The 22,550-nt window shown below is 71.6% G+C and carries 19 protein-coding genes and 1 pseudogene; 15 read left to right on the top strand and 5 right to left on the bottom strand.

The window, feature by feature from the left end; translation table 11 throughout:
* Positions 1–4 precede the first annotated feature (4 nt).
* A complete protein-coding gene (gene sdhC / locus J7F03_RS01310) occupies positions 5–385 on the bottom strand; it encodes a succinate dehydrogenase, cytochrome b556 subunit (RefSeq protein WP_214946743.1) in 381 nt (126 codons plus the stop codon).
* A 152-nt stretch (positions 386–537) separates the two neighbouring features.
* Positions 538–1,143: a 2-oxo-4-hydroxy-4-carboxy-5-ureidoimidazoline decarboxylase gene (locus J7F03_RS01305; protein WP_308378897.1), complete on the bottom strand. Its 606-nt coding sequence runs from the start codon at positions 1,141–1,143 to the stop codon at positions 538–540.
* Between the two features lie 385 nt (positions 1,144–1,528).
* Between J7F03_RS01305 and J7F03_RS01300 the strand changes: the two genes are divergently transcribed.
* The gene (locus J7F03_RS01300; RefSeq protein WP_214946980.1) at positions 1,529–2,272 is read left to right on the top strand and encodes an RNA polymerase sigma factor; all 744 of its coding nucleotides are present in this window, start codon (positions 1,529–1,531) and stop codon (positions 2,270–2,272) included.
* Positions 2,272–3,336, top strand: coding sequence for a hypothetical protein (locus tag J7F03_RS01295; protein ID WP_214946741.1), 1,065 nt, complete (start codon positions 2,272–2,274; stop codon positions 3,334–3,336). The genes J7F03_RS01300 and J7F03_RS01295 overlap by 1 nt, the downstream gene beginning before the upstream one ends.
* A gap of 270 nt (positions 3,337–3,606) precedes the next feature.
* Here J7F03_RS01295 and J7F03_RS01290 read toward each other — a convergent pair whose 3' ends face one another.
* Positions 3,607–4,479: a L,D-transpeptidase family protein gene (locus J7F03_RS01290; protein ID WP_214946740.1), complete on the bottom strand. Its 873-nt coding sequence runs from the start codon at positions 4,477–4,479 to the stop codon at positions 3,607–3,609.
* Positions 4,480–4,637: 158 nt separating this feature from the next.
* Between J7F03_RS01290 and J7F03_RS01285 the strand changes: the two genes are divergently transcribed.
* Positions 4,638–6,221, top strand: coding sequence for a methylmalonyl-CoA mutase (locus J7F03_RS01285; RefSeq protein WP_214946739.1), 1,584 nt, complete (start codon positions 4,638–4,640; stop codon positions 6,219–6,221).
* A 97-nt stretch (positions 6,222–6,318) separates the two neighbouring features.
* Positions 6,319–6,981, top strand: coding sequence for a leucine efflux protein LeuE (gene leuE / locus J7F03_RS01280; RefSeq protein WP_214946738.1), 663 nt, complete (start codon positions 6,319–6,321; stop codon positions 6,979–6,981).
* Here leuE and J7F03_RS01275 read toward each other — a convergent pair.
* Together J7F03_RS01275 and J7F03_RS01270 are read right to left on the bottom strand one after the other, a co-directional pair.
* On the bottom strand, positions 6,974–8,323 hold the full coding sequence (locus J7F03_RS01275) for an alpha-2,8-polysialyltransferase family protein (protein WP_214946737.1): 1,350 nt from the start codon (positions 8,321–8,323) through the stop codon (positions 6,974–6,976). The genes leuE and J7F03_RS01275 overlap by 8 nt on opposite strands.
* Complete coding sequence (locus J7F03_RS01270) at positions 8,320–9,324, bottom strand: glycosyltransferase family 2 protein (protein WP_214946736.1); 1,005 nt, start codon at positions 9,322–9,324, stop codon at positions 8,320–8,322. Before J7F03_RS01270 ends, J7F03_RS01275 begins: the two co-directional genes overlap by 4 nt.
* Positions 9,325–9,500: 176 nt before the next feature.
* Between J7F03_RS01270 and J7F03_RS01265 the strand changes: the two genes are divergently transcribed.
* From J7F03_RS01265 to J7F03_RS01220, 11 genes and pseudogenes are all read left to right on the top strand, one after another.
* Entirely contained in the window at positions 9,501–10,883 is a 1,383-nt protein-coding gene (locus tag J7F03_RS01265) for a DUF6716 putative glycosyltransferase (RefSeq protein WP_214946735.1), read from the top strand.
* Positions 10,880–11,296: pseudogene (locus tag J7F03_RS40670) on the top strand (cytidylyltransferase domain-containing protein); the annotation flags it as partial. The gene J7F03_RS01265 and the pseudogene J7F03_RS40670, both read left to right, overlap by 4 nt.
* A gap of 345 nt (positions 11,297–11,641) precedes the next feature.
* Entirely contained in the window at positions 11,642–12,550 is a 909-nt protein-coding gene (locus J7F03_RS40665; RefSeq protein WP_251071272.1) for an N-acetylneuraminate synthase family protein, read from the top strand.
* 47 nt (positions 12,551–12,597) lie between these two features.
* Positions 12,598–13,743, top strand: coding sequence for a hypothetical protein (locus J7F03_RS01255; protein ID WP_214946733.1), 1,146 nt, complete (start codon positions 12,598–12,600; stop codon positions 13,741–13,743).
* 137 nt (positions 13,744–13,880) lie between these two features.
* A complete protein-coding gene (locus tag J7F03_RS01250; RefSeq protein WP_214946979.1) occupies positions 13,881–15,158 on the top strand; it encodes an amidohydrolase in 1,278 nt (425 codons plus the stop codon).
* A 218-nt stretch (positions 15,159–15,376) separates the two neighbouring features.
* Positions 15,377–16,420, top strand: a complete 1,044-nt coding sequence (locus tag J7F03_RS01245; RefSeq protein WP_214946732.1) for a BMP family protein — start codon at positions 15,377–15,379, stop codon at positions 16,418–16,420.
* Positions 16,421–16,649: 229 nt separating this feature from the next.
* Positions 16,650–18,320 carry an ABC transporter ATP-binding protein gene (locus tag J7F03_RS01240; RefSeq protein ID WP_308378952.1) on the top strand — a complete coding sequence of 557 codons (1,671 nt, stop codon included), beginning with the start codon at positions 16,650–16,652 and terminating at the stop codon, positions 18,318–18,320.
* Positions 18,317–19,432, top strand: coding sequence for an ABC transporter permease (locus tag J7F03_RS01235; protein WP_214946731.1), 1,116 nt, complete (start codon positions 18,317–18,319; stop codon positions 19,430–19,432). Before J7F03_RS01240 ends, J7F03_RS01235 begins: the two co-directional genes overlap by 4 nt.
* Positions 19,429–20,694 carry an ABC transporter permease gene (locus J7F03_RS01230; protein ID WP_214946730.1) on the top strand — a complete coding sequence of 422 codons (1,266 nt, stop codon included), beginning with the start codon at positions 19,429–19,431 and terminating at the stop codon, positions 20,692–20,694. The genes J7F03_RS01235 and J7F03_RS01230 overlap by 4 nt, the downstream gene beginning before the upstream one ends.
* A complete protein-coding gene (locus tag J7F03_RS01225; RefSeq protein ID WP_214946729.1) occupies positions 20,691–21,089 on the top strand; it encodes a cytidine deaminase in 399 nt (132 codons plus the stop codon). The genes J7F03_RS01230 and J7F03_RS01225 overlap by 4 nt, the downstream gene beginning before the upstream one ends.
* 130 nt (positions 21,090–21,219) lie before the next feature.
* Positions 21,220–22,497: a thymidine phosphorylase gene (locus J7F03_RS01220; protein WP_214946728.1), complete on the top strand. Its 1,278-nt coding sequence runs from the start codon at positions 21,220–21,222 to the stop codon at positions 22,495–22,497.
* Positions 22,498–22,550 lie beyond the last annotated feature (53 nt).

The following is a 22,550-nucleotide window of genomic DNA, read 5'->3' as shown; positions in this document are numbered from 1 at the left end:
CGTGTCACTTCCCGAACAGTTCGAGGTACGCGTGCCCCAGTACGGGGTACAAGGCCATGGCCATCAGTACGACCCAGATGCCCACGACGGACCAGAGCATCTGCTTCTGGTAGCGCGGGCCCTTGGACCAGAAGTCCACGGCGATGACACGGAGACCGTTGAGCGCGTGGAACAGGATGGCGGCGACGAGGCCGTACTCCATCAGCGCGACGATCGGAGTCTTGTAGGTAGCCACGACATCGTCGTACGCCTCGGGAGAGACGCGTACGAGAGCGGTGTCGAGGACGTGTACGAACAGGAAGAAGAAGATGAGGACGCCGGTGACTCGATGAGCCACCCAGGACCACATTCCTTCCCGGCCGCGGTACAACGTTCCAGCCGGCACGGAAAACCCTCCGGAAGCGGGGCGGGGGCCAGCCGGCTTCTTTGTCGGTCGGGCCCGGCCGGGTACGGTCCTCCGGCCCCGGACATCGTAGCGACGCTTTGTCGGTTCCCTCGCGCGGGGGCCATCGGTGTGATCAAACAGGCACGGACGGACTATCCCACAGGGGCGAATAGCCCGAATTCGACAGCGGACACACCATCTGTCGAGGTCAGCCAGCGTGTCAGATCGGCCAGCCGGGCCTGCGCGACACGACGGAGCTCGTCCGCGGAGATCGCGCGCTCCTCGTCCACCTCCAGGTGCATCCGCCGACGGATCGCGGCCAGCAGTTCGTCCGCCTGCTCCTCCGGGGTGTGCCCGTCGAGGCAGATCACGAAGGCGTGGCCGAAGGTCCGCTCGTACTCCGAGTGGGCCGCGTCCAGCGCCAGCAGGGCGGCGTACGAGGCCCCCTGCTCCAGCTCCGGCGGGAACTCGCAGGCCAGCGCCTCGGAGAGATCCGCCTGGGAGAGGTCGTACGAGGCCTCGTCCGCGGCGGCGAGCAGCGTGCCGTGGTCGGGGTAGGGGCGGTGGGCGGCCACCCGGTGGGCCCAGCGCCGGCTGCCGCAGCAGTGCAGCAGGACGGAGTGGGCGGCTTCGGGGGACAGGGCGTTGAAGCGCGCGAGCCCTGAGCCGCGGGAAGGGTCGGAGCCTCCGCGGGCCTGTGCCGGAAGGTGGCTGGACAGCGGGGGGCTCCTCGTGGCGTGGCGCGGGTGTCCCGCCACGCTATCGACGTGGGGCGGAGTGTGTCGTACCCATCCCGGGTTTTCACCCGGAAGTGAGCCGAAAGGATGACAAGGTCGCATGTGGGGCCCGCCTGCGGCGCGAGCGGGCTGCCGGGCATGATGGCTGCGAGGGCGGCAGGGGGACCGGCCGGAAAGGGGAGGGCGACCGAGGCCGCCACCCCCCACAGGAGAGGCCCCGGCCGCCATCCGTCACGGACTCGTGCGACAAGCCCGTACCCCTGTCAGCGCCCGCGGTGCGTTTTGTGTCACACCTCGCTCCGCGCAGGGTTGGTTGCTCGTTGTACAACTCGTGGACGAAGGTGCTTGAAACCCGTAACGTGCTGATTTGCGCCACACATACAGGACAGTGAACGGGTTGGGGACTTTGCTGGGGGACGACGCGGAGCTGACCACCGCGGTGCTCGCGGCACAAGACGGCGACGAGAACGCGTTCCGTACTGTGTACCGCGCCGTGCACCCACGCCTGCTCGGATACGTCCGCACCCTCGTCGGCGACGGCGACGCGGAGGACGTCACCTCCGAGGCCTGGCTGCAGATCGCCCGCGACCTCGACTCCTTCACCGGCGACGCCGACCGCTTCCGCGGCTGGGCCGCCCGGATCGCCCGCAACCGCGCCCTCGACCACATCCGGATGCGCGGCCGGCGCCCGGCCGTCGGCGGCGACGAGACCGAGCTGACGGGCCACGCCGCCGAGTCCGACACCGCCGTCGAAGCCATGGAGTCCCTCTCCACCTGCCGCACGATGGAACTCATAGCCCAGCTCCCGCAGGACCAGGCGGAAGCCGTCGTCCTGCGGGTCGTCGTCGGCCTGGACGCCAAGAGCGCGGCCGAGACCCTGGGCAAGCGGCCCGGCGCGGTACGCACCGCCGCGCACCGGGGCCTGAAGAAACTGGCCGAGCTGCTCGGCGCGGAGGGCGGTTTCGAGCCCGACTCCGACATCGGCTCCGGATCGGGGCGCGGCCTCGGCGATAATGGCGGTGGCCAGGCACGGGGCGCAGGGGGCGAGAGGGATCTCGACGCCGTCCCGGCGCAGCGCGCCCATGGTGGGGGACTCGTAGAACAAACCGGTGTGACGCATTCACGTTGGCGGACGCAGAAGGACATGTGATGGCCGACGAGCGCGACAGGTGGCTGGACAAAGCCGCGGCGGACAGACTGCTGCGCGGCGAACCGGCCGCACCTGGCGCCGAGCACCATGCCCGAGCGCGGGCCGAGCGGCTGCGCGCTGCCCTCGACGCACTGGCCGAGGCGCCGCCGACGGTCGCCGGGGAGCTGCCCGGAGAGGCCGCCGCCGTGGCGGCCTTCCGCGCGGCGCGCGGCGACGTGCCCCAGGGCCGGGCCGTGGGAGCCGAGGCGTTCGCCGAGGGCGACACGCTCGTCGAGCTCGGCCGGCCGGCCGGCGCCGGATCCCCTGGCCACCGCGCGGGACCGGGCTCCGGCCCCGCCGCAGATCACGCTTCCGCTTCCCGGCGGGCCCGTCCGGCCCGCTTCGCCCTCGCCGCCGCCCTGGCGAGCGTCGCCGTGGGCGGCCTCGCGGCCGCCGCAGGAGCCGGCCTGCTGGACCGGGACACCCACGAGAGCGCGGGCCGGCTCCCGGCCGTGTCGGTGACCACCGGGTTCTCCCCGGCGGGCTCGGGCGGCGCGGACCCGAAGTCGGTCCCGCGGCCCGGGCCGACCACCCCGCCGCGCGCCGGCGAGAGCCGCGGGACCAGCCCGGATCCGGGAAACACCCCGGGCGCGGAGGAACGTACGACGACGGCGCCCGGCGGCGGCTCGACCGGGGCGAGCGGCGCGGCCACCACGGGACCTTCCACGGGCGGCTCCACCGGCGGGACCGGCTCCACGGGCGACCGGGAGGGCAGGGACCGCTTCGCCGCGGGCGGCACCGAGGACGCCGCGGAGAAGGAATCGGCGAACCGGATCCGGTCGGTGGCGCTCTGCAAGGACTTCCGGGCGGGCCGGCTCGACAACGACAGCCGGGAGAAGCTCGTGAGCCTGGCCAGCGGGCTCCTGAGGATCCCGCGCTACTGCCAGGTGGTGCTCGACGAAATCCCGAGCGGCGGTACGAAGGAAGAATCGCCCGTCTCGTCGGGACGCAAATCGCCGATGACGACGCTGGAACCGTCCCGGCCGCTCACCGACGCGTCAGTGGGGTCGGGCGGAGCCCGCTGAGAGCGGCCCGGCCGGCCCGGGGATCGGGTATCGGACATTGTCCTGAAAGAGACCCCGACGCGGCTGTAACACTTTTCGAACCGACGGCGCAGTACATAACGAGCCGACTGGTCATCGGCCGCGCATGAGCAGGGGTTCCCCCCGTACCCCTGGGCTCTGCGCAACCGGCGCGGGCGGGATTCGTTCCCCCGATCCCGCCCGCGCCCTCAACGTCCGACTCGCCGCCGAGAGGCCGGCGGACGACCCGCCGGCAGACGGCCCACCCGCGGCTCACCAGTAGACGACGACCTTGTCGCCGACCTGGACCGCGTCGAACAGCGCCGCCAGCTTGCCCTTGTCCCGGACGTTCACGCAGCCGTGCGAGGCGCCGGCGTAACCCCGGGCGGCGAAGTCCGCCGAGTAGTGCACGGCCTGGCCGCGGCTGAAGAACATCGAGTACGGCATCGGCGTGTGGTAGATCGTCGACGTCCAGTCCTTGGCCTTCCACTCCACCTTGAACTCGCCCTCGCGGGTCGGGGTGTTCTCCGAGCCGAAGCGGACGTCCAGGGTGGAGACGACCTTGCCGTCGATCATCCAGGCGAGGGTGCGGCTCTCCTTGCTGATGCACATGACGCGGCCCGTCATGCAGCGCGGGTCGGGCGCGTCGGCCTCGTTGACGGCCGGCGGGCGCAGCTCGTCGGCGGTCGGCTTCTTGGTGAGGCTCTGGATCTTCTTCCAGGTGGGCTCGTCCACGCCGCCGGTGGCGGTCAGCTTGTTCTTCGACTGGAAGGACTTGACCGCGGCGGTCGTCTTCGAACCGTAGAAGCCGGTCGGCGCGACCGTCATCAGCTTGAGCTGGCGCAGCCGGGCCTGCAGTTCGCGCACCTGCTCGCTGTCGTCGCCGTTGGCCATGACCTGCTTCACCGTCGGCGACGGCGAGGCGGAGGCCGAGGGGGACGCCGAAGCGGACGGGGACGGGGAGGCGTCGCCGGGCTTGGCGTCCGTGGACGGCGAGGTCTCGGGAGAGGCGACCGCCGTGGGCGACGCGGGCGCGGAGGAACCGGAGCCAGTGGCTTCCGACTTCTGCGGACCGCAGGCGGTCGCGGCGAGTGCGACGGCGGTGGCCAGGCCCAGTGCGCGGACTATGACTTTCTGGCGGTGCATTGCGGTCCCCCGATTTCTCTACGTGTGTATCTAGGTGATGCCTGGCAGGCGTGGAGAGTTGCATGGAAGGCCGCGATGTTGCGCCATTGTGACCAGCGGCCGTCGCGGGGACGTTTTATCAGCCCCGGGCCCCTCGGAGCTACGAAGGAGCGCGGCACATGGACCGGCACACCGAGAGCGGCATCCCCATCGAGCCGGTCTACCGGCCGGGCGATCTGACGGACTGGAACCCGGCCAACGAACTGGGCGAACCCGGGGCGTACCCGTACACACGGGGTGTCTACCCCACGATGTACACCGCACGCCCCTGGACCATGCGCCAGTACGCGGGCTTCGGCACCGCGACCGAGTCCAACGCCCGCTACCGCCAGCTCATCGAAAGCGGCGCCGCCGGCCTGTCCGTGGCCTTCGACCTGCCCACCCAGATGGGCCACGACTCCGACGCCCCGCTCGCGCACGGCGAGGTCGGCAAGGTGGGCGTCGCGATCGACTCGGTCGAGGACATGCGGGTGCTGTTCGACGGGATCCCGCTCGACCGGGTCTCCACGTCGATGACCATCAACGCGCCGGCCGCGCTGCTGCTCCTGCTCTACCAGCTGGTCGCCGAGGAGCGGGGGATCGAGGCCGGCCTGCTGACCGGCACGGTCCAGAACGACGTGCTGAAGGAGTACATCGCACGGGGGACGTACATCTTCCCGCCCGGCCCCTCGCTCCGGTTGACGGCCGACACCTTCCGCTACTGCCGGGCGGAGATGCCCAAGTGGAACACCATCTCCATCTCCGGCTACCACATGGCCGAGGCCGGGGCCTCGCCCGTGCAGGAGATCGCCTTCACGCTCGCCGACGCCATCGCGTACGTGCGCACCGCGCTGGCCGCCGGGATGGGGGTCGACGAGTTCGCGCCCCGGCTGTCGTTCTTCTTCGTCGCCCGCACCACCCTCCTGGAGGAGGTCGCCAAGTTCCGGGCGGCCCGGCGGATCTGGGCCCGCGTCATGCGCGAGGAGTTCGGGGCCCGGGACCCGAAGTCGCTGATGCTGCGCTTCCACACCCAGACCGCGGGGGTGCAGCTGACGGCGCAGCAGCCGGAGCTGAATCTCGTACGGGTGGCCGTGCAAGGGCTCGCCGCCGTGCTGGGCGGCACCCAGTCGCTGCACACCAACTCCTTCGACGAGGCGATCGCGCTGCCCACCGAGAAGTCGGCCCGGCTCGCGCTGCGGACCCAGCAGGTGCTGGCGTACGAGACGGATGTGCCGCACACCGTCGACCCCTTCGCGGGGTCCTACGCGGTGGAGCGCATGACGGACGACGTGGAGGAGGCGGCGCTCGCCCTGATGCGGCGGGTCGAGGAGCTCGGCGGGGCGGTCGCCGCGATCGAGGCGGGCTTCCAGAAGGGGGAGATCGAGAAGAACGCCTACCGCATCGCGCGGGAGACCGAGAGCGGCGAGCGGGTGGTGGTCGGGGTCAACCGGTTCGCGCTGGCACAGGAGGAGCCGTACGAGCCGCTGCGGGTGGATCCGGCGATCGAGGACCGGCAGCGGGCGGCGCTGGCAGCGCTGCGGGCGGGGCGCGACGGGGCGGCCGTGGCCGCGGCGCTGGCGGCGGTCCGCGAGACGGCGGGGGGCACCGGGAACGTGCTGTACCCGATCCGGGAGGCGCTGCGGAGGCGGGCCACGGTGGGGGAGGTGTGCGGTGCGCTGCGGGAGGTGTGGGGGACGTACGTGCCCGCTGATTCCACCTGGTGACCGCCCGTGACCAGGGGTGATGCCTGGGCGGGGTTCCGTGCCCACCCTGTGAAACCCACTGGCGCGACAGGTGCGTCCTCATGGGACACTCCTGCACATGCTGGGTGTCACAGATCTACCGACGTATCTCGCCGGCCTCGTGCTGGTCATATTGCTGCCGGGCCCGAACTCGCTCTACACGCTGTCCGTCGCCGCGCGCGGCGGGGTCCGCGAGGGGTACAAGGCCGCCTGCGGCGTGTTCACCGGGGACGCCGTGCTCATGACCCTCGCCGCTGTCGGCGCCGGGGCCCTGCTCCAGACCAGCCCGATGCTCTTCGGCGTCGTCAAACTGCTCGGTGCCGGATACCTGACCTGGCTCGCCATCGGCATGCTGCGGGGCGCGTGGACGATGTGGCGATCGAGGCGCGAGCGGGCCGCGGCGCAGGACGCGGCCCCGGCCGCGCCGGCCGGGGCCGGCGGCGAGGTGGAGCGGCCCTACCGGCGGGCGCTGCTGATCAGCGTGTTCAACCCGAAGGCCATCCTCTTCCTGATGTCCTTCTTCGTGCAGTTCGTGGACCCCTCCTACGCCTACCCGGCGCTGTCCTTCCTGCTGCTGGGCGGTCTGCTGCAGATCGGCAGCTTCCTGTACCTGACCACGCTGATCTTCGGCGGAACCCGTCTGGCGGCCGCCTTCCGCAGCCGCAAGCGGCTCTCGGCCGGGGCCAGCTCGGCGGCGGGAGTCCTGTTCCTGGGCTTCGCCGCCAAGCTCGCCGTCAGCTGACCGCCCTGCGCAGCAGCCGGGCCACGCGGCGGGCCGTGCGGCTGCGGGGCAGGAAGGACATCTGGGACGGGATGCCGCCAGGCAGGCCCAAGGCGGTCAGCCGGCGGCGGGTGAAGTAGCGCCAGGTGCGCGGGGTCAGCTGCCCGGCCAGCCAGCGCTCGGCCTCCGCCCGGCGCGCCGCCAGGATCCTGGGCTGCATCGTGAAGCCGACCGCCGTGAGCAGACCGCCCGCCTCGGCCGCGGCCCGCTCCGGGCCCGGCGGGGTCCAGGAGCGCACGGCCGCCGCGTCGTCGAGGTCCGGCAGCAGGGCGTCGGCCAGGGCGAGGGGGACCCGGTTGCTGTTCGGGTACGGGTTCAGGCGCGCGAGCAAGGCCTCGGTGCCGGTCCGGGCGACCGGGAGCCCGTACAGGGTGGCCGCGGTCAGCAGTCCGGTGGAGAAGCAGCCGACGACCAGCGCCGGGCGCAGCCGCTCGTAGAGGGTCTCGGCGAGCACCGGGGCGCCGAGCACGGTGAGCCGGACGCCGAGCCGGTCGGCCTCCTCCCGCGCCCGGCGCGAGTATGCGGCGGGGGCGCTGGGGTGCGGTTTGAAGACCAGCTCGCGGTGGCCCAGCGCGTGCGCGCCCCGGACCATCGCCACGTGCAGCTCCTCCTCCTCGCGGGCCGGCATGAGGTCGAGCGCGGAGAGGTACTGGCCGAGCAGGAGCGCGGGGGCCTCGTCCACCGGCTCGGGGAGGACCGGAGCGTCGAGCTCGGCGAGGACCTTGACGACCTTGAGGAAGGCCGCGGCCGGGATCGTCTCGGCCCGTACGCCGAACTCGGTGAGCAGCAGCGGCTCCAGGCCCGGTACGAGGTCCAGGTGCAGCACCCGCCGTACGCGCATCCCGAGCTGCGGGTCGAGGCGGAAGCGGGTGGGCCCGTAGCTCATCAGCCCGTCGGCGTAGACCTCTATGGCCGCCCCGGGGAACAGCCGGCACAGGCTCTGCGCGGGCGGGACCTGCAGCGATTCCACGATCAGCTCGACCCGGTCGGAGCCCAGGCCCCAGGAGGCGCGCAACTGCCGCTCCCACAGCGGGACGTCGTCGGGGCGCGGGGCCCAGGTGCTGGGGTGCTGCGGGGCGATGACGGCGTTCCAGTCGAGCACCTCGTCGAAGCGGGTGCGCAGGGCGGCGAAGCCGGGCATGGCGGTCAGCGCGGGCGCGATCTCGGCGGTGACGGAGTGGTTGCTGGTCAGCAGGATCCGGCGGCCGGCGGGCGGGAAGCAGTCCGCGTCGAGGGCGGCGGCGAGGGTGGCCGTGCCGTAGAGGGTGGAGGCCAGGAAGATCTGGGTGACGCCCGCGCTCATGCCCTCACCCCGGCGGGGGTCGCCACGGGGGCGGCGGAGGCGCCGGAAGCGCGGCGGCGCAGCCGGCGGAGCAGGGTGGCGCGGTCGGCGTCCATCGAGTCCAGGGCATGGTCCAGGACGTCCTGCGGCATTCGGCCGAGCGCGGCCGCGCTCATCGAACGGAGTTTCTTGGCCACGGCCGGTTGGAACCTTTCGATGGACCCGACGTGATGCGCGATGATCGCGCAATATGTTCGAACGGCTTTCGGGAGAAGGAGATCGAATTCCCGGTCGGCAGCCGTTTCCGCCAGCACCTGGTCGAATGCGTGAACGAAATCGAGCCGGCGCTCGTCCCCGATTTGTGTCAGCGAGGTGGAAACTCCCTGGCGGTAGAAGATCCCGGGCAGCCCGACCGGCGCGAAGGACTCCGCCTCCCGGTGCAGCCGCCAGATCCACGGCCGGTCCTCCGCCGTCCGCAGACCGTCCGTGAAGTGCAGCAGCCCGCGGTCCAGCAGCCGCCGGTGGTACATCCCCGCCCAGGCGTACGGATAGTCCACCGAGGTCGTGCGGCCGGCGGGCAGGATCCCGGTGCGCGGATCGGCCACGACCGACTCCGGGCCGTAGGGGACGCGCTGCACGCTGCGCGCCCTGCCCGTGCAGCGGACATGGTCGGTACGGACGAAATCGCAGCTCAGGGCCTCGATGGCGGCGAGCGTGCGGGCCAGGTGGCCCGGCGCCAGCCAGTCGTCCCCGTCCAGGAAGGCGATGTACTCGCCGCGGGCCGCGTCCAGGCCCGTGTTCCGGGCCGTCGCCAGGCCGGCGTTGCGTTCGTGTCTGAGGTGTACGGCGCCGGGCAGCTCGCGCGCCGCCCGCTCCAGGAGCGCGGTCGTCCCGTCCGTCGAGCCGTCGTCGACGAGCAGGAACTCGAAATCGCCCCGGGCGTTGAGTTCGAGACTTTTCAGGGCATCCGGCGCGTATGTCTGCACGTTGTAGAACGGCACGACAACTGAGAGCTTGAGCACCCGCGAGACATTAGGGCGCCGTTCGTCATTCACCGTGGCCCGGGCGAGTATTCCGTGTGAACGACGCGCGGCGGGCGCGTTAACCCGGACGCTTTCGCATTTCGTCGACGCGTTGTTAATCCGCTGTTGTGCGCTCGTTGGGCCGATCACCGAAAAGGCGGAATAGCTTCGGCCGCGTGCCAGCAAGCAACCGCGCGAACCGAAGCGCCGTCCTCCGTGTGGCCGTACTCGCCGATTCCGACACCCGTTGGAAATGGGGCGCGCTCACCGCGCGCCGCCTCGCCCCGGAGCCCGGCTCCGCCCACCTGACCGGATACCTGCTGCGCGGCCGGGCCACGCCCACCGCGCGCCAGCTCGGCGAGGTCGGGGTCCAGGCGGACCGGCTCACCGAGGTGACCTGCGCCGAGTTCCTCGCGGAACTGGAGCGCGAGCGCTACGACGTGGTCGTCCTCGCGCTGGTCGGCGGCGCGGTGGCGGCCGTCCTGCACGGGGCCCGCGCCCTGTGGCCCGAGCCGGGCGCCCGCCCCGTGTTCGTCACCGGCTACGTCGGCGTCGTGTACGAGAAGCTCGCCGACGGGCTGCTGCTGCGGCACGGGGCCGACCTCGTCCTCGCCAACTCCCGCCACGACGCCAAGCGGTTCCGCGCCGTGTACGAGGGCGTGGGGGCGGACGCGGACGCCGTCGTGGAGACGGCGCTGCCGTTCCTCGACGGGGCGCCGTACTCGCCCGTCGGCGACCGGACCCACCGGGTCGTCTTCGCGGTCCAGCCGTCCGTGCCGCAGTCCCGCGCGGACCGCTCGTACCTGCTGCGGCGGGCCGCGGAGCACGCCAGGCTGCACCCGGAGCGCGAGGTGCTGGTCAAACTGCGCAGCCGCCCGGGGGAGCACACCACCCACCTGGAGGAGCTCCCCTACCAGCGCCTGGCGCAGCGGCTGCCGGACGGACTGCCCGCCAACTGCCGCCTGGTGTACGGGAACATGGGCGAGGTCCTGGACGCGACGGACCTGCTGGTCACCGTCTCCTCCACGGCCGCCCTGGAATCCCTGCACCGCGGCATCCCGACGGCCGTCCTCACCGACCTCGGCGTCCGCGAGACCCTGGGCAACCACCACTTCCTCGGCTCGGGCTGCCTGGCCTCCTGGACCCAGCTCGACGCGGGGCTGTTGCCGAAGGGGGACCCGGACTGGCTGGCGGCACAGGGCGTGGCCCCCGCCCTGGACCCCGCCGCGGCTCCTGGCCCGGACACCGCCGGCGGGGACGCCTACGCCGCCGCCCGGGCGCGCCTCTCGGAGCTGTCGGAGCTGTCCGGGCGCGATCGACTCCCGCCCATCGCCCCCTACTACACGCAGGCCACCGCCCCCGGCTACCTGCCCGGGATCCTGGCCCGGCACCATCTCGGCCCCGACGGACGCCCGTCGCCCGGAGCGCTCCGCCCGGACAAGGAGGAGTCGCGGCTGCGCCGAAGGCTCCGCGCCCACCTGCGCGAAGCCGCCCGGGGGGCCTACCGCCACGGCGTCCAGCGCGTCGCTCCGGCGATCCGCCGCCTGGGGGAGCTGTGAGCGCCCGCCCGGCACGGGCCGGGCTCGCCCTCGCGGAACGCCCGTGCACGCCAAGGGTGTTGGCGGTGATCCCCGCCCGCGGGGGCTCCAAGGGGGTGCCGGGGAAGAACCTGGCCGACGTCGGCGGGGTACCGCTCGTGGTGCGGGCCGTACGGGCCTGCCTGGGGGCCGGCAGCGTCACCGACGTCCTCGTGTCCACCGACTCCGAGGCGATCGGCGCCGCGGCCAGGGGAGCCGGGGCCGTGGTGCTGCGGCGGCCCGCCCGGATCTCCGGGGACACCGCCACCAGCGAGGCCGCCCTGCTGCACGCGCTCGACGCCTTCGAGGAGCTGCACTCGGTCACCGTCGACGTGGTCCTCCTCGTCCAGTGCACCAGCCCCTTCGTCACCGCCTGCGACGTCGAGTCGGTCGCCGCCGCCGTCGCCTCCGGCGCCGCCGACTGCGCGCTCACCGCGGCCCCCTTCCACGGCTTCCTCTGGCGGACGTCCCCCGACGGCTCCGGGGCCGGGGTCAACCACGACACCTCGTACCGCCCCCGCCGCCAGGACCGTCCCCAGGACCTGCTGGAGACCGGCGCCGCCTACGCCATGAACGCCGCCGGCTTCCGCACCGCCCGCCACCGCTTCTTCGGGCGGACCGTACCCGTCGCCACCGACCCCGCCCGGGTGCTGGAGATCGACGACCCCCACGACCTGGCCCGCGCCCGCGCGCTCGTACCCGTACTCACCTCTCCTCCCGCACCGAAGGACAGCCCTGCCATGACGGTCACCCCCGCCCCCCGCCTCCGCGCCTTCGGCTCGCGCACCGCCGGCCCCGGCCACCCCGTCTACGTCGTCGGCGAGATCGGCATCAACCACAACGGCGACCTCGGCAACGCCTTCGCCCTCATCGACGCCGCCGCCGAGGCCGGCTGCGACGCCGTGAAGTTCCAGAAGCGCACCCCGGAGATCTGCACACCGCGCGACCAGTGGGACATCGAGCGCGACACCCCCTGGGGGCGGATGACCTACATCGACTACCGCCACAAGGTCGAGTTCGGCGAGGCCGAGTACCGGGCCATCGACGAGCACTGCGCCAAGCGCGGCATCGACTGGTTCGCCTCCCCGTGGGACACCGGGGCCGTCGCCTTCCTGGAGGAGTTCGACGTCCCCGCCCACAAGGTGGCCTCCGCGTCGCTGACCGACGACGAGCTGCTGCGCGCCCTGCGCGCCACCGGCCGCACCGTCGTCCTCTCCACCGGCATGTCCACCCCGAAGCAGATCCGGCACGCGGTGGAGGTGCTCGGCAGCGACAACATCCTGCTCTGCCACGCCACTTCGACGTACCCCGCCAAGGCCGAGGAGCTCAACCTGCGGGTCATCAACACCCTGCGGGACGAGTACCCGAACGTCCCCATCGGCTACTCCGGCCACGAGACGGGCCTGCAGACCACCCTGGCCGCCGTCGCGCTCGGCGCCTCCTTCGTCGAGCGCCACATCACCCTCGACCGCGCGATGTGGGGCTCCGACCAGGCGGCCTCCGTCGAGCCCGGCGGCCTGACGCGCCTGGTCCGCGACATCCGCACCATCGAGACCGCGCTGGGCGACGGCGTCAAGCGGGTCTACGCCTCCGAGCTCGGCCCGATGAAGAAGCTGCGCCGCGTACAGGGCGAACTCGCCACCGTGTGAGGCCCCCGACGCGCCGTTCCCCTCCGCCCTCTGACGAGGAGTTCGTGGTGACCCCCTCAGCCCCCACCCCCACCCTGGCTTTCGTCGAAAGTCCGGTCCAGCTCCTCAACGTCCTGGAGTGGGCGTACGCGCGGCGCGGCGGGCTCCTCGCCGCCGTCCCGAGCCAGCCCGACCGGGGGACCGGCCGCGCGGCCGGAGACGGGCCCGACGTCGCGGGGCTCCGGATCGTCGTGCTCCCGCCCACCGACCCCATGTCCCGGGGCCAGCTGCGCCGGATGGCGGCCCTGGCCCGGGACGAGGGGCACGAGGTGCGGTGGCAGGAGGCGCGCGGCGGCCGGTTCGCGCCCGTCAAGGCGCTCGCCGCGCTCGCGCGCGACGTGCGCGCGGCCCGGCGGGTGGTCATAGGGGACCCCTTCTCCCGCTACGTGCAGCTCCTGCTCACCCTGGTCCGTGCCGAGGAGCTCGTCGTCGTGGACGACGGCACCGCCACCATGGAGTTCGTCGCCCGTACGGCCCGCGGCGAGCGCCTCGTGCGCTGGCACCGGGCCGGCGGCGGCGGACTGCCGGGCCGGCTGCGCGAGCTGGCGTACGCGCCGGTCTCGGCGACCGCCCGGCGCAGGTTCACCCCGGCCGCCGCCACCGGCCGCCGCGTCGAGGTGTTCAGCTCGATGCCGGTCACCGCGCACGGCACGATGACCGTACGGCTCAACGACTTCGCCTGGACCCGGGCCCGTTTCGGCCCGCCGCGCCTGACCAAGGGCACCGACCTGGTCGGGACCTCGCTGGTGGAGACCGGCGTGGTCGATCCGGACCGCTATCTGGACGCGGTGCGCGCCCTGGCCCTGGAGCACGGTGCCACCCGCTACTTCGCGCACCGCCGGGAGTCCCCGGGGAAGCTGCGCGCGCTGAGCGAGGCCACCGGGCTGGAGATCGTACGCCCGGACCTGCCACTGGAGCTGATCGCCCGTCGGGGCCCGGTCGGCCGTACGATCGTCAGCTTTCCGTCCACGGTCGTCCACACGCTGCCGTACGCCCTGACCGGCACGGGCGTCACGGTGGCCGTATGCGATGTCGATCCGGGCTGGCTCACGCCGTCCACCTCGGAGCGGGCCCGCGGTTTCCTCGCCGGAGTCACCGACACGGCCCGCGATGTGCAGAGACTTCCTGCTCAGGCGGCTCCGGCGGCCGGATGAGCGCGCGAGTTTACCCCCGCGCACATCCGGTCATGCGTCCAGAGGCCGGGTTTCTTTCCCCTAACGGCATGAACTTTTGGTGATCTCCGGCCAGTTGACCCACGGGTGCGCCTACCCTTAAACGGGTGAACCAGTTGATGTCCCGCGAGTCCCAGACCGCCCAGCCCGCCGCGCCCGACCGGCCCGAGCTGCCCGGCAAGCTTCCGGACCACCTGCGTGCCGAACTGATCGCCTTCCGCCGGGACTTGCACATGCATCCCGAGCTAGGACACCAGGAGTTCCGCACCACGGCGGCGATCAAGGCCCGGCTGGAGAAGGCGGGCCTGCGCCCGAAGGTGCTGAAGTCGGGCACCGGGCTCATCTGCGACGTGGGAGCGTGGGACGGAGTCCAGCCGATGCTGGCCCTGCGCGCGGACATCGACGCCCTGCCCATCCCGGATGCCAAGACGCACGTCTCGTACCGCTCGACGGTTGCGGACCGCGCCCACGCCTGCGGCCACGACGTGCACACCGCCGTCGTCCTCGGCGCCGGCCTCGTCCTCGCGGAGCTCGACCGCCAGGGGCTGCTGCCCCGGCCGGTGCGGCTGCTCTTCCAGCCCGCCGAGGAGGTCCTGCCGGGCGGCGCCACCGAGGCCATCGACTCCGGCGTGCTGGACGGCGTCGGCAAGATCATCGCAGTGCACTGCGACCCGCGCGTCGACGCCGGACGCATCGGCCTGCGCAGCGGGCCCATCACCTCGGCCTGCGACCGGCTGGAGGTCACCCTCGGCGGCCCCGGCGGACACACCGCCCGCCCGCACCTGACCACCGACCTCGTGACGGCGGCCGCCCGGCTCGCCCTCGACCTGCCGGCCGTCCTGGCCCGGCGGATGGACGCCCGTTCGGGCATGTCGGTCACCTGGGGCCGGATCGAGGCCGGGCACGCCTGCAACGTCATCCCGATGCACGCGGAGCTGTCCGGAACCGTTCGGTGCCTGGACCTGAACTCCTGGCACGAGGCCCCCGACCAGATCCACGCCGTCATCGACGAGATCGCCTCGATGCACCGCGCCAAGTCGGAGATCACCTACGTCCGCGGGGTCCCCCCGGTCGTCAACGATCCGGTGGTCACCGAACTGCTGCGCGAGGCGATGAGCGCCCGGCGCGGCATCGACTCGGTCGAGGACACCGATCAGAGCCTCGGCGGCGAGGACTTCTCCTGGTACCTGGAGCACGTGCCCGGAGCCATGGCGCGCCTTGGGGTCCGTACCCCCGGCGACACGGCCAAGCGCGACCTGCACCGGGGCGACTTCGATGTGGACGAGGCCGCGATCGGGGTCGGCGTGGAATTCTTCACGGCCGCCGTGCTGCTCGACGGCAGGCCGCTCGAAGGGCGACGCGCCAGGCCCGCGGCGTCCGGGGCGTCCGGGGCGTAGAAATCCCTACAGCATCGGCGGATGATCCGGCGGGAGCGTCCAGCCCTTGGTACGCAAGGGCTGGGCGAGTCGGGAGTTACCGGCCGGTCACTGTCTGGTTCACGACGATCCGATAACGACTCATGAACGGGCCTTTAACTGACATCTACGCGCGTTACGATCGCGGCGAAACCAGCGCCGGTCGTGGCGCTTCGGTCAGGTTTTGAAGGAGCCTCCCCTTGCGCCGGATCACCAGGATCGCCACCGTGGGCATCGCGTCCGCGGCGCTGGCCCTCTCGGCCACCGCCTGTGGCGGTAAGAAGTCGTCGGACACCTCCTCCAAGGAGGCCGGCGCTGCCATCGCGTACGACGTCGGCGGTCGCGGAGACCAGTCGTTCAACGACGCCGCTTATGAGGGCCTGAAGAAGGCCGAGACGGATCTGCAGATCAAGGGCGCCGAGGCGGAGCCCACCGATGGCGAGGGCGAGGCCGACAAGGTCCAGCGCCTCACCGAGCTGGCCCGCAAGGGCAACAACCCGGTCATCGGCGTCGGCTTCGCCTACGCCCCGGCCATCAAGAAGGTCGCGGAGAAGTTCCCGGACACCACGTTCGGCATCGTCGACGACACCTCGGTGACCGCGAAGAACATCGCCAACCTGGTCTTCGACGAGGAGCAGGGCTCCTACCTGGCCGGCGTCGCCGCCGCCAAGGTGAGCAAGACCGGCACGATCGGCTTCATCGGCGGTGTCGAGACCCCGCTGATCAAGAAGTTCGAGGCGGGCTACGTCCAGGGCGTCAAGGAGACCAACCCGAACGCCAAGGTCCTGGTCCAGTACCTGACCCAGCCGCCGAACTACGACGGCTTCTCCAAGCCCGACCTCGGCAAGGCCGCCGCGCAGGGTCAGATCGACCAGGGCGCCGACGTGGTCTACGCGGCCGCCGGTCTGGCCGGTTCCGGTGCCATCGAGGCCGCCGCCGCCAAGGGCAAGTGGGCCATCGGCGTCGACTCCGACCAGTACAGCCAGGCCGGTCTGGCGAAGTACAAGGACCACATCCTGACCTCGGTCACCAAGCAGGTCTCGCAGTCCGTCTACAACCTGATCAAGTCGGTCAAGGACGGCAAGCCCGAGAGCGGCGAGGTCCGCTACGGCCTGGACACCAACGGCGTGGGCCTGGCCGACTCCAACCCCGATTACAAGAAGATGGCGGACGTCATCGCCGCGGTGGAGAAGGCCAAGGCCGACATCATCGCCAAGAAGATCACCGTCAAGACCACGCCGTAAGGCGTCGTCTGACCTGCGGTCAGCGTGAACTCCGGGGTCCGGGAAGCGGTCTCTATCGCTCCCGGGCCCCGATACGTGTCACGTGGTTTCATGTGATCTTGTGGCCGGTTGGCCGCAAGTTTTCACTTCCGACAGTGCTACGCGCGTAGAAGCATCGTGGACGCGATACTTTCTCTCCCCCGCCCTGTCCCCCCTGCCTCCGCTCCTTCCGCGCCAAGGAGAGTGCGTCATCAACGCGTCCAGCCCGCCCCCCGCCGTAGAACTGCACGGCATCACCAAGCGCTTCCCCGGCGTCGTCGCCAACAAGGACATCGCGATCACCGTCCGCAAGGGCACGGTCCACGCCCTCGTCGGTGAGAACGGCGCCGGCAAGTCGACCCTGATGAAGATCCTCTACGGCATGCAGAAGCCGGACGAGGGCACCATCGCCATCGACGGGGAACAGGTCTCCTTCCACAGCCCTGGCGACGCCATCGCCCGCGGCATCGGCATGGTGCACCAGCACTTCATGCTCGCCGACAACCTCACCGTCCTGGAGAACGTGGTTCTCGGCGGCGAGAAGCTCTACGGCATCGGCGCGAAGGCCCGCAAGAAGATCAAGGAGATCTCGGACGCGTACGGCCTCGGCGTGCGCCCCGACGCCCTGGTCGAAGACCTCGGTGTCGCCGACCGGCAGCGCGTGGAGATCCTCAAGGTCCTCTACCGCGGCGCCAAGATCCTCATCCTCGACGAGCCGACCGCCGTGCTCGTGCCGCAGGAGGTGGACGCGCTCTTCGACAACCTGCGCGAGCTCAAGGCCGAGGGCCTGACCGTCATCTTCATCTCGCACAAGCTGGGCGAGGTCCTGAAGGTCGCCGACGACATCACCGTCATCCGGCGCGGCACGACGGTCGGCACCGCCGACCCGCGCAGCACCACGACCAAGCAGCTCGCCGAGCTGATGGTCGGCTCCGAACTCCCGTCGCCCGAGACCCGCGAGTCCACGGTGACCGCCACCCCGATGCTCGAGGTCAAGGACCTGACGGTTCTCGAGACCGGTCTCGTCGGCGTCGGCAAGGACACCTCGGCCCGCCTGATGCTCCTCACCGACAAGGTGCAGGACCCGGGCGCCGACGTCGGCCGCCTGCTGCTCGACCGGATCGACTTCACGATCCACAAGGGCGAGATCCTCGGCATCGCCGGCGTCGAGGGCAACGGCCAGACCGAGCTCATCGAGGCCCTCATGGGCATGCTGACCCCCGACGCGGGCGTCATCACCCTCGACGGCAAGGACATCACCAAGGCCCCGGTGCGCAAGCGCCGCGAGGGCGGCATCGGCTACATCCCCGAGGACCGCCACCGGCACGGTCTGCTGCTGGAGTCCTCCCTCTGGGAGAACCGCATCCTCGGCCACGTCACCGAGGCCCCCAACTCCAAGCGCGGCATCCTCGACCCGAAGGCCGCACGCCAGGACACCGAGCGGATCGTGCGCGAGTACGACGTCCGCACGCCCGGCATCGAGGTCACCGCGGCCTCGCTCTCCGGCGGCAACCAGCAGAAGCTGATCGTCGGCCGCGAGATGAGCCACAACCCGAAGTTCCTCATCGCCGCCCACCCCACCCGCGGTGTGGACGTCGGCGCGCAGGCGCAGATCTGGGACGCGATCCGCGAGGCCCGCCGCGAGGGCCTGGCCGTCCTGCTGATCTCCGCCGACCTGGACGAGCTCATCGGCCTGTCCGACACCCTGCGCGTCATCTACCGCGGCCGTCTGGTCGCCGACGCGGACCCCGCGACCGTCACCCCGGAGGAGCTCGGCACCGCCATGACGGGCGCCGCCTCCGGGCACCTGGAAGCCACCGACAACCACTCCGCCGCCGGTACGGACGCCCGTACCGACTCTCCGGAGGACGAGGCCCGATGAAGAAACTCGACAAGGACCGGCTGCTCCTCGGCTTCGCCGGACCCGCGCTCGCGCTGGTCACCGCCTTCGCGCTGACCATGGCCGTGCTGGGCGCGACGGGCATCAACCCGATCGAACCCCTGCGCCTGATGGTGGAGAACGCCGGTTACGAGGACGTCCAGGTCCTCATCGTGAACCAGGCGGGCACCTACTACCTGGCGGCCCTGGCCGTGGCCATCGGCTTCCGGATGAACCTCTTCAACATCGGCGTCGACGGCCAGTACCGCCTCGCCGCGATGATCTCCGCGGTGGTCGGCGCGGCCGTGGCCCTGCCCGGTCCGCTGCACATCCTGCTGATCGTGGTCGTCGCCATGCTGACCGGTGCCTTCTGGGCCGGCGTCGCCGGCATCCTGAAGGCCAAGCGCGGAGTCAGCGAGGTCGTCTCCACGATCATGCTGAACGCCATCGCGACCAGCCTGATCGCCTGGCTGATCCTGCCGAAGAACCTCGGCGTCCAGCCCGCGGGCTCGAACGACCTGACCACCGGCGAGATCGCCTCGTCCGGCTGGTTCCCGGCCGTCTCGCTCGGCAACGGCCTGGAGATCTACGGCTTCACGTTCGTCGCCTTCGCGCTGGGCATCGTCTACTGGTTCGGGCTGAACCGGACCCGCTTCGGCTTCGACCTGCGCGCCACCGGAGCCAGCGAGTCCGCGGCGCAGGCCTCCGGTGTGGACGCCAAGAAGATGATCATCACCTCGATGCTCATCTCGGGCGCGGTCGCCGGCCTCTCCGGCATGCCGCAGCTGCTGGGCGAGACCCACACGTACAACCTGTCCTTCCCGGCCGGCGTCGGCTTCACCGGCATCACCATCGCGCTGCTCGGACGCAACAGCCCGGTCGGCATCTTCTTCGCCGCGTTCCTGATGGCCTTCATCGACAAGGCCTCGGCCTCGCTCGACCAGGCCGGGTACGCCAAGGAAATCGGCACGATCATGAAGGGCCTGATCGTGATCGCGGTCGTCGTGTCCTACGAGCTCGTCCGCCGCTACGGGATCCGGCGCCAGCAGCAGAAGGTCGGCGAGGAACTCGCCGCCGGCGGTGCCATCAAGACCGACAAGGAGGTCGCGGCGTGAGCACCAGTACCGTTTCCGCGACGAGCGCCGCCCCCAAGAAGCAGGGCGGCCGCAAGAAGCTCACCCTTCCGTGGATCATGCTGATCATCGCGGGCGGCCTCGCGCTCGTCTCGCTGGTCCGCGTGATCAGCGGTGCCGACGACCTGACCTCGATCGGCCAGGTCTCCGGCGCGCTCTCCCTCGCCGTGCCGATCGGCCTCGCCGGCCTCGGCGGCCTGTGGGCCGAGCGCGCGGGCGTCGTCAACATCGGCCTCGAAGGCATGATGATCCTCGGTACCTGGTTCGGTGCCTGGGCCGGCTATCAGTGGGGCCCCTGGACCGGCGTCATCGCCGGCCTGATCGGCGGCGCCATCGGCGGCCTGCTGCACGCGATCATCACGGTCACCTTCAACGTCAACCACATCGTCTCCGGTGTGGCCATCAACATCCTGGCGCTGGGCTTCACCCAGTACCTGTCGAACTTCACCTTCGCCGAGGCGCCCGGCGGCTCCTCCAAGCAGTCCCCGCGCGTCGAGCCGATCTACGAGATCACCGTGCCGGGGCTCTCGGACTGGATGAGCACCCTCCAGGGCAAGCACTGGTTCTTCGTCTCCGACCTCGCGGGCGTCGTCGGCGGTCTGGTCACCAGCCTGTCGCTGCTGACGGTCCTCGCGCTGCTGCTGATCCCCGGCACCTGGTGGGTGCTGTGGCGGACCACCTTCGGCCTGCGGCTGCGCTCCTGCGGCGAGAACCCCGTCGCCGCCGAATCGCTCGGCGTCAACGTCTACAAGTACAAGTACATCGCCGTGATCGTCTCGGGCGCCCTCGCGGGCCTGGGCGGCGCGTTCCTGTCGATCGTGGCCAGCCCGATCTACCAGGAGGGCCAGACCGGCGGCCGCGGCTACATCGGCCTCGCCGCGATGATCTTCGGCAACTGGATGCCGGGCGGCATGGCGCTGGGCGCCGGCCTCTTCGGCTTCACCGACAGCCTCAAGCTGCGCGGCGGTGCCGAGAACGTCCACGCGATGCTGCTGCTCATCGCCATCCTGCTCGTCCTGGTCGTGGCCTGGCAGGTCTACAAGAAGCGCTACGTCCCGGCCGGTGTCTCGGCGGTCTTCGCCGTGCTGCTGTTCGTCTGGTACGCGCTGACCGACGCGGTGCCCAGCCAGTTCGTGGACGCGGCCCCGTACCTGACGACGCTGCTGGTGCTCGCGCTGTCCGCTCAGCGCCTGCGGATGCCCAAGGCGGACGGTATGCCGTACCGCAAGGGCCAGGGCAAGTGACGACGGCGCAGAGCGTGGACTGGGAGACCTTGCGGACGGCCGCGCGGGACGCCATGTCCCGCGCGTACGCCCCGTACTCGGGCTTCCCGGTGGGCGTCGCCGCGCTGGTCGACGACGGTCGCACCGTCGTCGGCTGCAACGTGGAGAACGCCAGCTACGGGCTCGGCCTGTGCGCCGAATGCGGCCTGGTCTCCTCCCTCCAGGCCACGGGCGGCGGACGGCTGACGCACTTCACGTGCGTCGACGGCAAGGGCGAGACCCTCGTCCCGTGCGGGCGCTGCCGCCAGCTGCTGTTCGAGTTCGGCGGCCCCGGACTCCAGGTGGATACGCCCGAGGGCGTCCTGCCGCTGTCCGCGATGCTGCCGCAGGCCTTCGGGCCGGACCACCTCAGGTAAGCAGGAGCCTCGTGACGGCCCTTCCGCCCGTGTGCGGAAGGGCCGTTGCCCTTCTCACTTCCCTCATTTCTGCCTCTATGCGCGTAGAGTTTTCGGACGTACGCAGCACCGCCGGAAGGAAAGTCACCTCATGGACGTCATCTCCGTCATCCGCACCAAGCGGGACCGCGGCGAACTGAGCCCCGAGCAGATCGACTGGGTCATCGACGCGTACACGCGCGGTGTGGTCGCCGACGAGCAGATGTCGGCGCTGGCGATGGCCATCCTGCTGAACGGCATGAACCGGGCCGAGATCGCCCGCTGGACCGCCGCGATGATCGCGAGCGGCGAGCGGATGAACTTCGACTCGCTCTCCCGCCCGACCGCCGACAAGCACTCCACCGGCGGCGTCGGCGACAAGATCACCCTGCCGCTGGCCCCGCTCGTCGCCGCCTGCGGCGCGGCCGTGCCCCAGCTCTCCGGCCGCGGCCTCGGCCACACCGGCGGCACCCTGGACAAGCTGGAGTCCATCCCCGGCTGGCGCGCCCTGCTCTCCAACGAGGAGATGCTGCACGTCCTGGACACCACCGGCGCCGTCATCTGCGCGGCGGGCGACGGCCTGGCCCCGGCCGACAAGAAGCTGTACGCGCTGCGCGACGTCACCGGCACCGTCGAGGCCATCCCGCTGATCGCCTCCTCGATCATGTCGAAGAAGATCGCCGAGGGCACCGGCTCGCTGGTCCTGGACGTGAAGGTCGGCACCGGCGCCTTTATGAAGAACATCGAGGACGCGCGCGAGCTGGCGCGCACCATGGTGGGCCTGGGCACCGACTCGGGCGTCAAGACGGTCGCCCTGCTCACCGACATGTCGACCCCGCTCGGCCTCACCGCCGGCAACGCGCTGGAGATCCGCGAGTCGGTGGAGGTCCTGGCGGGCGGCGGCCCCTCGGACGTGGTCGAGCTGACCCTGGCCCTGGCCCGGGAGATGCTGGACGCCGCGGGCATCAAGGACGCCGACCCGGCGAAGGCCCTGGCCGACGGCTCCGCGATGGACGTCTGGCGCCGGATGATCGCGGCCCAGGGCGGCGACCCGGACGCGGCCCTGCCGGTCGCGCGCGAGCAGCACGTGGTGACGGCTCCCGAGTCGGGCGTGCTCACGCGGCTGGACGCGTACGGGGTGGGCGTCGGCGCCTGGCGCCTGGGCGCGGGCCGCGCGCGCAAGGAGGACCCGGTGCAGGCGGGCGCGGGCATCGAGCTGCACGCGAAGCCCGGCGACACGGTCACGGCCGGCCAGCCCCTGATGACCCTGCACACGGACACCCCGGAGAAGTTCGACTACGCCCTGGCGGCGCTGGACGGCACCTTCGACATCGCCGCGGCGGGCACGTCCTTCACGCCGTCCCCGATCGTCCTGGACCGCATCGCCTGATCCCAGGCCCCCCGTCGCGTCGGCGCGGCTCCCCGTCCGGAGCCGCGCCGGCG

The sequence above is a fragment of the Streptomyces sp. ISL-43 genome (assembly GCF_018614195.1).
In the GTDB taxonomy this organism is placed as follows: Bacteria; Actinomycetota; Actinomycetes; order Streptomycetales; family Streptomycetaceae; genus Streptomyces.
The sequence above is the reverse complement of the archived record's forward strand: the minus strand, read 5'-3'. Positions and strand labels throughout refer to the sequence as shown.

What these genes read in the sequence shown, in the direction of transcription:
- J7F03_RS01295 (WP_214946741.1), top strand. Translation starts at nt 2,272, where the DNA reads ATGGCCGACGAGCGCGACAGGTGGCTGGACAAAGCCGCGGCGGACAGA.
- J7F03_RS01290 (WP_214946740.1), bottom strand. Translation starts at nt 4,479, where the DNA reads ATGCACCGCCAGAAAGTCATAGTCCGCGCACTGGGCCTGGCCACCGCC.
- J7F03_RS01285 (WP_214946739.1), top strand. Translation starts at nt 4,638, where the DNA reads ATGGACCGGCACACCGAGAGCGGCATCCCCATCGAGCCGGTCTACCGG.
- leuE (WP_214946738.1), top strand. Translation starts at nt 6,319, where the DNA reads ATGCTGGGTGTCACAGATCTACCGACGTATCTCGCCGGCCTCGTGCTG.
- J7F03_RS01275 (WP_214946737.1), bottom strand. Translation starts at nt 8,323, where the DNA reads ATGAGCGCGGGCGTCACCCAGATCTTCCTGGCCTCCACCCTCTACGGC.
- J7F03_RS40665 (WP_251071272.1), top strand. Translation starts at nt 11,642, where the DNA reads ATGACGGTCACCCCCGCCCCCCGCCTCCGCGCCTTCGGCTCGCGCACC.
- J7F03_RS01250 (WP_214946979.1), top strand. Translation starts at nt 13,881, where the DNA reads ATGTCCCGCGAGTCCCAGACCGCCCAGCCCGCCGCGCCCGACCGGCCC.
- J7F03_RS01235 (WP_214946731.1), top strand. Translation starts at nt 18,317, where the DNA reads ATGAAGAAACTCGACAAGGACCGGCTGCTCCTCGGCTTCGCCGGACCC.
- J7F03_RS01220 (WP_214946728.1), top strand. Translation starts at nt 21,220, where the DNA reads ATGGACGTCATCTCCGTCATCCGCACCAAGCGGGACCGCGGCGAACTG.